Source organism: Neobacillus cucumis (assembly GCF_002860255.1).
GTDB lineage: Bacteria > Bacillota > Bacilli > Bacillales > Cytobacillaceae > Neobacillus > Neobacillus cucumis_A.
Window position 1 is genome coordinate 203,060 of sequence record NZ_PGVE01000035.1, and the last position, 12,330, is coordinate 215,389.

Annotated in this window: 12 protein-coding genes; all 12 read left to right on the plus strand. The window is 39.0% G+C overall.

The window, feature by feature from the left end:
- Positions 1–20: 20 nt before the first annotated feature.
- The 12 genes from nusA to CVD27_RS08440 all read left to right on the plus strand — a co-directional run bounded on the left by nusA (position 21) and on the right by CVD27_RS08440 (position 12,228).
- Positions 21–1,145, plus strand: coding sequence for a transcription termination factor NusA (nusA, locus tag CVD27_RS08385; protein WP_101647441.1), 1,125 nt, complete (start codon positions 21–23; stop codon positions 1,143–1,145).
- Between the two features lie 15 nt (positions 1,146–1,160).
- Positions 1,161–1,433: an RNase P modulator RnpM gene (gene rnpM, locus CVD27_RS08390; RefSeq protein WP_101647442.1), complete on the plus strand. Its 273-nt coding sequence runs from the start codon at positions 1,161–1,163 to the stop codon at positions 1,431–1,433.
- An 8-nt stretch (positions 1,434–1,441) separates the two neighbouring features.
- Positions 1,442–1,744, plus strand: coding sequence for a YlxQ family RNA-binding protein (locus CVD27_RS08395; RefSeq protein ID WP_101647443.1), 303 nt, complete (start codon positions 1,442–1,444; stop codon positions 1,742–1,744).
- Between the two features lie 20 nt (positions 1,745–1,764).
- Positions 1,765–4,068, plus strand: coding sequence for a translation initiation factor IF-2 (gene infB / locus CVD27_RS08400; RefSeq protein WP_101647444.1), 2,304 nt, complete (start codon positions 1,765–1,767; stop codon positions 4,066–4,068).
- Positions 4,068–4,346, plus strand: a complete 279-nt coding sequence (locus CVD27_RS08405; RefSeq protein ID WP_180960201.1) for a DUF503 domain-containing protein — start codon at positions 4,068–4,070, stop codon at positions 4,344–4,346. Before infB ends, CVD27_RS08405 begins: the two co-directional genes overlap by 1 nt.
- Positions 4,347–4,363: 17 nt before the next feature.
- Positions 4,364–4,738: a 30S ribosome-binding factor RbfA gene (gene rbfA / locus CVD27_RS08410; protein WP_101647446.1), complete on the plus strand. Its 375-nt coding sequence runs from the start codon at positions 4,364–4,366 to the stop codon at positions 4,736–4,738.
- A 251-nt stretch (positions 4,739–4,989) separates the two neighbouring features.
- Positions 4,990–5,907 (plus strand): tRNA pseudouridine(55) synthase TruB, encoded by a 918-nt coding sequence (gene truB, locus CVD27_RS08415; protein WP_101647447.1) that lies wholly within the window; start codon positions 4,990–4,992, stop codon positions 5,905–5,907.
- A 33-nt stretch (positions 5,908–5,940) separates the two neighbouring features.
- On the plus strand, positions 5,941–6,894 hold the full coding sequence (gene ribF / locus CVD27_RS08420) for a bifunctional riboflavin kinase/FAD synthetase (RefSeq protein ID WP_101647448.1): 954 nt from the start codon (positions 5,941–5,943) through the stop codon (positions 6,892–6,894).
- 170 nt (positions 6,895–7,064) lie between these two features.
- Positions 7,065–7,334 (plus strand): 30S ribosomal protein S15, encoded by a 270-nt coding sequence (gene rpsO, locus CVD27_RS08425; RefSeq protein ID WP_024026799.1) that lies wholly within the window; start codon positions 7,065–7,067, stop codon positions 7,332–7,334.
- Between the two features lie 216 nt (positions 7,335–7,550).
- The gene (gene pnp / locus CVD27_RS08430; protein WP_101647449.1) at positions 7,551–9,668 is read left to right on the plus strand and encodes a polyribonucleotide nucleotidyltransferase; all 2,118 of its coding nucleotides are present in this window, start codon (positions 7,551–7,553) and stop codon (positions 9,666–9,668) included.
- Positions 9,669–9,814: 146 nt separating this feature from the next.
- The gene (locus tag CVD27_RS08435) at positions 9,815–10,762 is read left to right on the plus strand and encodes a polysaccharide deacetylase family protein (RefSeq protein WP_101647450.1); all 948 of its coding nucleotides are present in this window, start codon (positions 9,815–9,817) and stop codon (positions 10,760–10,762) included.
- 227 nt (positions 10,763–10,989) lie between these two features.
- A complete protein-coding gene (locus CVD27_RS08440) occupies positions 10,990–12,228 on the plus strand; it encodes a M16 family metallopeptidase (protein WP_101647451.1) in 1,239 nt (412 codons plus the stop codon).
- Positions 12,229–12,330: the final 102 nt, after the last annotated feature.

The window sequence follows — 12,330 nt, forward strand, 5'->3', positions numbered from 1 at the left end:
GATTAGGGGGATACAAGCAAATGAGCAGCGAATTATTAGATGCTCTTACAATACTGGAAAGAGAGAAAGGTATTTCCAGGGATATTTTAATAGAAGCCATTGAAGCAGCATTAATTTCCGCATACCGCAGAAATTTCAATCAGGCTCAAAATGTCCGCATCGATTTAAATTTAGGAACTGGTTCCATGCGTGTATTTGCACGTAAAGAGGTAGTCGATCAGGTATTCGATCCACGTTTAGAGATTTCTCTAGAGGATGCCCAAAGGATTAATCCAAATTATCAAGTTGAAGATGTTGTCGAGATGGAAGTAACACCAAAAGACTTCGGAAGAATTGCTGCACAAACCGCAAAGCAAGTGGTGACACAGCGTGTAAGAGAAGCAGAACGAGGAATTATCTATTCTGAATTTATTGATCGTGAAGAAGACATCATGACGGGGATCGTCCAAAGACTTGATTCTAAATTTATTTATGTCAGCCTTGGGAAAATTGAAGCATTATTACCTGTAAATGAACAAATGCCAAATGAACGATACAAACCACATGATCGTATCAAGGTATTTATTACAAAGGTTGAGAAAACAACGAAGGGTCCGCAAATTTTTGTATCTCGTACACACCCAGGATTATTAAAACGGTTATTCGAGATAGAAGTTCCCGAAATTTATGATGGCACAGTTGAAATTAAATCAGTCGCTCGTGAAGCAGGTGATCGTTCAAAGATTTCCGTTCATTCAGATAATCCTGAGGTTGATCCGGTTGGATCATGTGTTGGTCCAAAAGGTACTCGTGTTCAGGCTGTTGTGAATGAGTTAAAAGGTGAAAAAATTGATATTGTAAAATGGTCTGATGACCCAGTCGTTTTCGTTGCCAATTCACTAAGCCCTTCGAAGGTGCTTGATGTAATGGTGAATGAGCCGGATAAGGCAACTACAGTGGTGGTTCCCGATTATCAACTATCTTTGGCCATCGGTAAACGTGGACAAAACGCTCGTCTTGCTGCAAAATTAACGGGCTGGAAAATCGATATTAAATCTGAAACAGAAGCACGTGAAATAGGAATTTATCCACGTGAGGAAACCATTAGACTATTCGACGATCAGATCGATAATGATTTTGATTTTGAAGAAGAGTTAGAAGACTAGGTGGGTGAATGACGAGTGAACACTAGAAAAAAAGTTCCTATGCGTAAATGTGTAGCAACCGGTGAAATGAAACCGAAAAAAGAACTCGTTCGCATCGTTCGTTCAAAAGAAGGGGAAGTATCCATCGATTTGACTGGAAAGAAATCCGGCAGAGGTGCATACCTTTCTAAGAACAAAGAAGCTGTACTTTTAGCCAAGAAAAAAAACACCTTGTCTAACCACTTAGAGGTACAGATCAATGATTCAATCTATGAAGAACTACTTGAGTTAATAGAGAAGGAGAACTGACAATCCAAATGAAACACAATCAATGGATGTCATTGCTTGGCTTAGCCAATCGAGCGCGTAAAATCATATCAGGTGAGGAACTTGCCCTTAAGGAAATTCGAAACAATAAGGCAAAACTCATTTTATTAGCCGCAGATGCATCTACAAATACAACTAAAAAAATTACAGATAAATGTAATTCTTATCATGTGCCTTTAAAAATGGTGGAAGATCGTTATCTTCTTGGTCAGGCAATTGGCAAAGAAGCCCGCGTTGTTGTTGCAGTTATGGATGATGGATTTGCAAAGAAATTGGTAACGTTGCTCGATTAAATCTAGCGGGGGTGAAACAAATGAGTAAAATCCGTGTTTATGAATACGCAAAAAAACACAATATTTCAAGTAAAGAAATAATCAATAAACTAAAAGAAATGAATATAGAGGTCTCCAATCATATGGCTACAATAGAAGATGCAGATGTAAAAAAACTGGATGCCACTTATAACAAAAAGGCTGGTACTGTTTCACAGCCAAAACAAAATAGTGGGCAGCAAAATCGTACGAATTCCCGTCCAGCGGGCGCGCAAAACCACCAAAATCAAAGACCGGCTCAAGGCGGACAGAAGTCTCAAGTAATCGCCAAAACAGCTAAGGCTTTTGAGGAAGAAGCTGATAATAAAGCTGTACCAAGTAAAGTGAAAGTGGTTGCTCCTCCTAAGAATAAAGAAGGCAAAAAGCATGACCAGGAATACCAATCGAAAGAAAATAAAGCCTTCAATGCAGGGAAGGGAAAAAATAAGCCATTTAATAACAATCAAAATAGAAATAACCAAAATAATAAAAAGAAAAATCATACCCACACGCAACAACAGGCTGCTCCTCAAAAGAAAAAGGAGAAAGAACTTCCAACTAAAATTACTTTTAGTGAATCCCTTACAGTTGCAGAATTAGCTAAAAAGCTATACCGTGAACCATCCGAAATTATAAAAAAATTATTTTTACTCGGTGTAATGGCTACCATTAATCAGGTCCTTGATAAAGATGCAATAGAATTAATTGCAGGTGAGTATGGTGTCGAAGTAGAAGAAGAAATCAAAATCGATACAACCGATTTAGAAGTGTATTTTACTGAAGACACTGAGGAAAACTTAGTGGAAAGACCTTCGGTTGTTACCATTATGGGACACGTTGACCATGGGAAAACAACCTTGCTTGATTCCATTCGAAATACTAAGGTAACTGAAGGCGAAGCTGGAGGAATTACCCAGCATATTGGTGCCTATCAGGTTGTTGAAAACGGCAAGAAGATTACTTTCCTTGATACTCCTGGACACGCTGCCTTTACGACTATGCGTGCCCGTGGTGCTCAAATTACTGACATCACGATACTTGTGGTTGCAGCGGATGACGGTGTAATGCCACAAACGGTTGAAGCCATTAACCATGCAAAAGCTGCAGAAGTGCCAATTATTGTTGCTGTTAATAAAATGGATAAAGAAGCAGCTAATGCTGACCGTGTTATGCAGGAATTAACGGAACACGGATTAGTATCAGAAGCATGGGGTGGGGATACTATATTTGTCCCGCTATCCGCAAAAACAGGTGAAGGTATCGATAACCTGCTCGAAATGATTTTGCTTGTAAGTGAAGTAGAAGAATACAAAGCAAATCCTAACCGAAATGCGGTAGGAACAGTAATCGAAGCCCAATTGGATAAAGGGCGCGGTTCTGTTGCAACATTATTAGTCCAAAATGGTACACTAAAAATAGGTGACCCAATCGTTGTAGGGAATACCTTTGGTCGTGTTCGTGCTATGGTCAATGATAAAGGGCGTCGTGTGAAAGATGCTGGTCCATCAACTCCAGTTGAAATCACAGGTTTGAATGATGTACCGCAGGCAGGCGATCGTTTCGTCGTATTTGAAGATGAAAAAACAGCTCGTCAAATTGGAGAAGCACGTGCTCAAGTAGCCCTTGCTGCTCACCGCGGTGAAAAATCAATTGTCAGCCTTGATAATTTGTTTGAGCAGTTAAAGCAAGGCGAAATGAAGGACCTAAACATAATCTTAAAAGCTGATGTTCAAGGTTCCGCAGAAGCAGTTGCTGCTTCCTTGCAGAAAATTGATGTAGAAGGCGTAAATATTAAAATTATTCATAGTGGTGTTGGTGCCATTAATGAATCAGATATCACCCTTGCAGCTGCTTCAAATGCTATCGTTATTGGCTTTAACGTTCGTCCGGATGTGAATGCAAAACGTGCAGCTGAAGCTGAAAAAGTTGATGTTCGTCTGCACCGGATTATCTATAAAGTAATTGAAGAAATTGAAGCAGCGATGAAAGGGATGCTTGATCCTGAATTCCAAGAAAAAATTATTGGTCAGGCTGAAATTCGTCAAACCTTTAAGGTATCAAAGGTTGGTACCATTGCTGGTTCTTATGTAACTGATGGAAAGATTACTCGTGACAGTGGAATCCGTCTAATCCGAAATGGTGTGGTTATCTTTGAAGGGCATATTGATGCTTTGAAGAGATTTAAAGACGATGCAAAAGAGGTTGCACAAGGTTATGAGTGTGGAATCACAATTAAGAACTTCAATGATGTAAAAGAGGGAGATATCATTGAGGCATTTGTAATGGAAGAAGTCGAGCGTAAATGATGATCGGCGTAGCCGAATGTGAATGTATCATCTACGATGCCCATTCTTTAAAGGAGAAACGGGCGGTTCTGCAGCGAATTTTAACTCGGTTAAAACAGAAATTTAATGTATCAGTTGCCGAAGTGGATTTTCAAGATGTATGGCAAAGAACCAAAATCGCCATAGCAGTTGTTACGTCCACAAAAGTTGCTACAGAGCAGGAATTACAAAATGCATTAAAACTAATCGACTCATTTCCTGAGATAGAGAGAACGATCACCGAGATAGAATGGCTTTAAGTTAAGAGGTGAATGCAATGAGCCACAGAGCAAATCGTGTTGGAGAACAAATGAAAAAAGAACTTAGTGATATTATCGGACGGAAAATTAAAGATCCACGGATTGGATTTGTAACCGTAACGGATGTCCAAGTATCAGGCGATCTTCAACAAGCAAAAGTATTTATATCCGTACTAGGCGATGACGAGCAAAAGGAGAATACCCTGAAAGGTCTTGCCAAAGCAAAAGGGTTTATTCGAACTGAAATAGGGCACCGTATCCGCCTTCGTAAAACACCTGAAATCATCTTTGAATGGGATGAATCAATCGATTACGGAAATCGAATCGAAACCCTGCTTCATCAATTGCATTCGGATGATGATAAACCGTTACAAAATCATGAAGAAGAATAGTGGATAGACATATGTCTATCCCTTTTTTTAATTCTTCTTTTAAAATGATGGCTGTGTTACTACTTTGGTGATTAGAGCGGAAGGCGCGAGACTCCTGCGGGAGTACGTAGCAGGGGAGACCCCGCAGGCGCTTTCATCGCCGAGGAGGCTCCCCGGACCGCCCGCGGAAAGCGAAGTGCCTGGAGCGAAAATCATCGGGCAAATTTTACACAGCCAAAATGATAGACCAAAATATAGGAAGGAGAAGTGAAATGGAAGGGATTTTACCATTATATAAGCCTGCTGGACTAACCTCACATGACTGTGTATTCAGACTGCGCAAAATATTAAAAACGAAAAAGGTGGGGCATACAGGTACATTGGATCCTGACGTTACTGGCGTCCTTCCAATCTGTATTGGTAAAGCGACAAAGGTGGCTGAATACATAACAGATGCAGGTAAAGCTTACTTAGGTGAAGTAACCATTGGGTATTCAACGACAACCGAAGACGCTTCTGGTGAAGAAGTTGAAAGAAAAACAGTTAATCGCGTCATTACAAGAGAAGAAATTATGAACGTGTTACAATCACTAACAGGAGAAATTGAACAAACACCGCCAATGTATTCAGCCGTAAAGGTGGGAGGAGTTCGGCTTTATGAATATGCCCGAAAAGGCATTGAGGTAGAACGCCCAACAAGGAATGTAACGATTTACTCCATTGATTTACTTGATGAGCGGAAACAATTTGAAGGAGAGACGATTTCATTTCGGTTTCAGGTTCAATGCAGTAAAGGGACCTATATCAGAACGTTGGCTGTGATGATTGGGGAAAAACTTGGGTACCCAGCCCACATGTCTTATCTACAAAGGATCCAATCGGCCAGTTTTTCTTTGGACGATTGTCTGACATTTGAAGAGGTAGAAAGACACATGGAAGAGGGGACGATTTCTAATGTATTAAGACCGTTAGAAACAGCACTCTCCCATTTGCCGAAATTAAGGATTAATGATAAAGTAGCAGAGAAAGTGAAAAATGGTGCATTGTTAGTAACACCAGATCATTTAAAAACAATTAACGGACCGATGATTGCTGAAACGGATGATGGAACAGCACTGGCCATTTATGCTAAACATCCTAGCAAACCAGATTTCCTTAAACCCGTTAAGGTATTACGTAACGAGATTTAATAAAAAGGTACAGAATAGAAAAGGTGAGTCTCATTGGAAGTAGTAAGGCTAAGTTATCCAATTAGTATAGAAAATATAGAGTTTCCCCCTTTAGCGATAGCTTTAGGATATTTTGACGGGGTCCATCTCGGACATCAACAGGTTATACTCGAGGCAAAGAAACAAGCGGACGAGAAAGGCTTGTTGAGTGCAGTTATGACATTTGATCCCCATCCTTCAGTAGTGTTAGGGAAAACTACGAAGCATGTCCAATACATTACTCCATTATCGGAAAAAGTAAAAATTATTGAAGAAGTAGGGATTAATTACTTATTTATCGTAGAATTCACTCCAGAATTCGCCTCTCTCCTGCCACAGGAGTTTATTGATCAATATGTCATCGGCCTAAATGTTCAACACGTTGTTGCTGGCTTTGACTTTACCTATGGCCGTATGGGAAAGGGAACAATGGAGACCCTGCCATTTCATTCACGTGATCAATTTACTTATTCTGTTGTACCAAAATTTGTTCTAGGAAATGAAAAGGTCAGTTCAACAAGAATCCGCCATCTTCTTAGTGAGGGACAGACCATCGAACTCCCAAGTCTTCTTGGAAGATTTTATATGACTTCAGGGGTTGTTGGACATGGGGATAAACGAGGTCGAACAATTGGTTTTCCTACTGCCAATGTTGGTTTATACGATGAATATATTATCCCTCCAACTGGTGTTTATGCAGTAAGATTAAAGGTGAATAATAGATGGTATGACGGAGTGTGTAATGTTGGTTATAAACCTACCTTTAATAAAGAATCACTAACACTCTCTGTTGAGGTGCACTTGTTTGATTTTAACGAAGATATCTATGGCAAAGAGGTAGTGATTGAATGGCATCTTTATCTTCGGAAAGAACAAAAGTTTGCGGGAATTAACGAATTGGTTGCTCAAATTGAAAAAGATAAACAAAATGCCATATCTTACTTTGTTAAAAATCGACAATCTTCCTAATCTGGCTGCTAAAAAGAAGGATTTCTTACAAATGTTCAGGTTTTAACTTGCATTTTGACGTAAAACCATGTATTCTTAAATACGTATTAAAACTAACCTTTACTTGGCAAGTCGAGTCTCCGACGCTTGCTCGGTAACAGGGGATATGAAAATTTTAGGAGGTGAACCGGATGGCAATCACTCAAGAACGTAAAAACGAACTTATCAATGAGTACAAAACTCATGAGAGCGACACTGGATCTGCAGAAGTTCAAATCGCTGTCCTTACAGAATCAATCAATAATTTGAACGAGCACTTACGTACACACAAAAAAGATCACCACTCACGTCGCGGTCTTTTGAAAATGGTAGGTAAACGTCGTAATCTTTTAACTTTCTTACGTAATAAAGATGTTCAACGCTACCGTGTATTAATTAATAAGCTTGGTCTACGTCGTTAGTTAACAGAAGCGGGATTTTTCCCGCTTTTTTGTTAGCAAAAAAACATTTTTTATACATAATTTTAAGTCTAAGCTTTTTTGTCCATACTATAAATAATTTGGTTTAAACAACAAGCTTTAAAGGCTTTTTTTATATGAGTAATTAGTTTGATGATTAACCGAGAGTCTTTCTTTCGTATCATCCTTCTAAGGATTTAGTTAGAGAGGGGTAAAAATATGGAACAAATAAAACATGAATATTCTATGGAGTGGGCCGGCCGGAAGTTAACCGTTGAAATCGGACAATTGGCCAAGCAAGCAAACGGCGCAGTCTTAGTCCGTTATGGAGATACGGCTGTATTAAGTACTGCCACTGCATCAAAAGAACCTAAGAACCTCGACTTCTTTCCATTAACAGTTAACTACGAAGAACGTCTATATGCTGTTGGTAAAATCCCTGGCGGATTTATTAAACGGGAAGGACGTCCAAGTGAGAAGGCTATTTTAGCAAGCCGTTTAATTGACCGTCCAATTCGCCCGCTGTTCGCAGACGGGTTCCGAAATGATGTCCAAGTCATCAGTATTGTCATGAGTGTGGACCAAGATTGTTCAACTGAAATGGCGGCTATGTTCGGTTCATCCTTAGCGCTCAGCACCTCCGATATTCCATTTGAGGGGCCTATCGCAGGTGTTGTAGTTGGGCGTGTAAATAATGAATTTGTTATTAACCCAACTGTGGAACAGGCAGAAAAAAGTGATATCCACTTAACAGTTGCAGGAACAAAAGATGCCATTAACATGGTAGAAGCGGGAGCGCTGGAAGTTCCTGAAGAAGTTATGCTTGAAGCTATCATGTTCGGACATGACGAAATTAAACGTTTAATTGAATTCCAAGAGAAAATTGTTGCCGAGATTGGAAAAGAAAAAAGAGAAATTATTCTTTATGAAATCGATAAAGAGCTTGAGGCAGAAGTTAGAGAGATCTGTGAAGCTGATATGGTAAAGGCCATTCAAGTCCAGGAAAAGCATGCCCGTGAAGATGCTATTAAAGAAGTTAAAAACCAAGTGATTGCAAGATACGAGGAACAAGAAGCAACAGATGAAGATCTGAAGCAGGTTAAGCAAATCTTGGACAAGATCGTTAAGGGAGAAGTCCGTCGATTAATTACGGTGGAAAAGGTTCGTCCAGACGGCCGTAAAATCGATGAAATTCGTCCATTATCATCTCAAATAGGCATCTTACCTCGTACGCACGGTTCTGGATTATTTACCCGTGGACAGACCCAGGCTTTGAGTATTTGTACACTTGGTGCCATGGGAGATGTTCAAATTCTTGATGGTTTAGGAATTGAAGAAGAAAAACGGTTCATGCACCACTATAACTTCCCATCCTTCAGTGTTGGGGAAACTGGTCCAATCCGTGGCCCAGGCCGACGTGAAATTGGACATGGTGCACTTGGTGAACGTGCTCTTGAGCCTGTTATTCCATCTGAAAAGGATTTCCCATATACGGTTCGTCTCGTATCTGAGGTACTAGAATCCAATGGTTCTACCTCCCAAGCTAGTATCTGTGCAAGTACATTAGCTATGATGGATGCCGGTGTACCAATTAAAGCTCCTGTTGCTGGTATTGCCATGGGCCTTGTTAAATCAGGTGAGCATTATACGGTTTTATCTGATATTCAAGGTATGGAAGACCATCTTGGAGATATGGACTTTAAGGTTGCCGGTACAGCTAAAGGAGTAACGGCTCTTCAAATGGATATTAAGATTGAAGGTCTTTCCCGTGAGATCTTAGAAGAAGCCTTGCAGCAAGCTAAAGTAGGAAGAATGCATATTTTAGATTCCATGCTCGCAACCATTTCAGAACCAAGAACAGAACTTTCAAAATTTGCACCAAAAATCTTAACAATGACAATCAACCCAGATAAAATCCGTGATGTTATTGGACCAAGCGGTAAACAAATCAATAAGATTATTGAAGAAACTGGTGTTAAGATTGATATTGAGCAGGATGGTACCATTTTCATTGCATCAGCAGATCAAGAAATGAACCAAAAAGCGAAAAAGATTATTGAAGACATTGTTCGCGAAGTGGAAGTTGGACAAATGTACCTTGGTAAAGTCAAACGGATTGAAAAGTTTGGTGCATTTGTTGAAATTTTCGCTGGCAAAGACGGACTTGTTCATATTTCTGAACTTGCTGAAGAGCGTGTAGGAAAAGTAGAAGATGTAGTGAAAATTGGCGATGAAATTTTGGTGAAGGTTACTGAAATTGATAAGCAAGGCCGTGTAAACCTTTCTCGTAAAGTTGTATTAAAAGAACAGCGTGAAAAGGCAGAAGAAAAACAATAAGGCTAAAAGTGTGTATTTACGAAAAAAAGTCAGGGATTCCCTGACTTTTTTTGCAATACGTTATAAGAAAGTTCATACAGTTAAACCCTTTCGATGTTCTACCTTGTCCCCCTTAGACATAATCTTTATGGAAGGGGGAATGGTAGATGAAAAAGGTAAATATTTTAATCTTTATTTGTTTGGCTGCGTGGTTTTCCGTCAACAATCCTATTGTTGAAAACTATATAGCTTCATTAACAGAATCTGCAATACCAGTTGTAAAACAGACAGATTCGCTTTATCAAAAAATATCTAAAACCTCGCATACATATGAAGTCCCACCTTCCGATGCAAAAATTGATCCCGTCTGGAAGGCCATTCCTGGGTATAATGGTCTTAAAGTTGATATAGAAGCATCTTATAAAAAGATGAAGAAAAAAGGCCAATTTGATGAACAAAAACTTGTGTTTGTCCAAACTAAGCCAAGGGTTCATCTCAGCAATTTGCCTCCCTCTCCCATTTATAAGGGCCACCCAGATAAACCAATGGTTTCTTTCATTATTAATGTAGCTTGGGGAAATGAATATTTATCTGACATGCTTGCAACATTAAAAAGGCATAATGTTTCGGCCACCTTTTTTCTAGAAGGGAACTGGACAAAGAAAAATCCCGAACTGGCAAAGATGATTGTTAGCGCTGGACACGAGGTAGGAAATCATTCTTATTCCCATCCAGATATGAGTAAACTGACTGCTGCAAAGACAAGAGAACAAATCATCAAAACAAATGAAATTATTGAAGCAGCTACTGGCGAAAAATGCGTATGGTTCGCACCCCCAAGTGGAAGCTATAGGGATGAAACGGTAAAAATAGCGAATGAATTAAACATGAAAACCGTTATGTGGACAGTAGACACAGTTGATTGGAGAAAGCCGTCTCCTGAAGTTTTGATTAATCGTGTCATCTCAAAAATTGACAAAGGGTCTATGGTTCTAATGCACCCAACAGAATCTACAGCAAAATCTTTAGATCGGTTAATTACCCTTATAGAAAAGAAGAATTTACAAATAGGTACTGTTAGTGAATTAATGGATGAGGAAAGAATAATAAAATAATTCAGGCAAGATATCTCAGAAATTGGAGAAAATACAATTTAGAAAGTATAATAAATAATTGGAGTTATAGTGTCTTTAGTTTAGTCCTTTTTACAAAAGCATGAATGCAACATTTGGAAACAATCTATAGGTGGGGGGCAGCTGCCTATAAAGGTCCAATAAGTTCACTCAGTAGGGGATGGTACTCCTGCTGTTTGAAGTTTCGCTGTATAGACAGGAGGAAATCGATGATTAATAAGTACACTTGCCAAAATGGAGTAAGAATTGTTCTAGAAAATATCCCTACCGTACGATCGGTTGCAATAGGTGTATGGATTGGAACAGGTTCTAGAGATGAGGATCCTAAAACAAACGGAATATCCCATTTCCTTGAGCATATGTTTTTTAAAGGGACAACAACAAGATCAGCAAAGGAAATTGCTGAATCATTTGATAGTATTGGCGGTCAAGTAAATGCCTTTACATCAAAGGAATATACTTGTTATTATGCAAAAGTCCTAGATACACATTCCAAGTTTGCATTAGATGTGTTAGCGGATATGTTTTTTAACTCCACCTTTGTGGAAGAGGAGTTAAATAAGGAAAGAAATGTGGTTTTGGAAGAAATTAAGATGTATGAAGATACGCCAGATGATATTGTTCATGATTTGTTGAGCAGGGCAGTTTTCGAAGATCATCCACTAGGATATCCGATTCTAGGAACAGAGGAGACCTTGAATACATTCACTGGGGAGTCATTAAAGGAATATATCCAACAACGATATACACCTGAAAATGTAGTCATTTCCATTGCAGGAAATGTATCTGAGAGTTTTATCAAGGATGTTGAAAATTATTTTGGCTCCTATCAGGGAGATTCAAGGGCTACTGAAGAGAATATCCCGGTTTTTCATTCAAATCAAATTTCTAGAAAAAAAGACACAGAGCAAGCCCACTTGTGTATTGGTTTTGAAGGATTGAAAGTAGGCCACGAGGATATTTATAGTTTAGTTACCCTCAATAATATTTTAGGCGGAAGCATGAGCTCGAGGTTGTTCCAAGAAGTACGTGAACAACGAGGTTTAGCCTACTCTGTATTTTCCTATCATTCTTCTTATTTGGATAGTGGAATTTTAACCGTGTATGGAGGAACGGGTGCTAAACAGCTTGATCTTTTATTTGAGACTATTCAAGAGACACTGGAAAAACTGAAACAAAATGGAATCACTGAAAAGGAACTGACGAATAGTAAAGAACAACTGAAGGGCAGTTTAATGTTAAGTTTAGAAAGTACCAATAGCCGAATGAGCCGGAATGGTAAAAACGAACTGCTATTAAAACGACATCGCTCTCTTGATGAAATCATTGAGCAGATTGATTCAGTTACTAAAAAGAGTGTGGATGAAATGGCAAGATCCATATTTACTGATAAATACTCTGTAACTTTAATAAGCCCAACTGGTGAATTTCCTAATAAATTAGCTTGATCGTAAGAGGTATTCCATTCATTGGATACCTCTTTTTCTTATTCTAAAATTTGTCCTTCCTTTATACACTAATACAAAGGGCTGCTTGTGGAGGTGTAGTGA